This window comes from Thermus altitudinis, from assembly GCF_022760835.1.
In the GTDB taxonomy this organism is placed as follows: domain Bacteria; phylum Deinococcota; class Deinococci; order Deinococcales; family Thermaceae; genus Thermus; species Thermus altitudinis.
Genome location: NZ_JAKTNQ010000024.1, coordinates 1 through 354, shown reverse-complemented (window position 1 = coordinate 354; position 354 = coordinate 1). Strand labels below are relative to the sequence as shown.

The 354-nt window shown below is 65.3% G+C and carries 1 protein-coding gene; it reads left to right on the top strand.

Annotation, left to right across the window (positions count from 1 at the left end; all coding sequences use genetic code 11):
• Position 1: 1 nt before the first annotated feature.
• The coding region (locus L0D16_RS08885) for a helix-turn-helix domain-containing protein (protein ID WP_243031510.1) at positions 2–354 on the top strand (353 nt) is incomplete at its 3' end.

Here is a 354-nt window from a genome sequence, read left to right as displayed (position 1 = left end):
GATCTGGCGAGGAGCGAGGAAGGCCCAGGAGCTGGAGATGGCGGGGGCCGGCGACCCCCTGGTCCAGGAACGGCTGCGCAAGCTCAAGCAGGTGGAGGCGTTCAGGAAGCACGGGGTGAGCTGGCCCGAGATCCAGGCCCTGGTGGGGATCAGCCGGGCCACCTATCACCGCTGGCGGAGCAGGCTCAAGGACGAAGGACTTAAAGGCCTTCTTCCGAAACCCAAACGCCCCAAACGCCTACGGCGGAAGGTGCACTGGACCTCCGAACTCCTCATCGCCACCGAGGACTTGCGGAGACAAAACCCCACCTGGGGCCGCTGGCCGATTTGGCTGACCCTAAGGAAGGAGGGCTT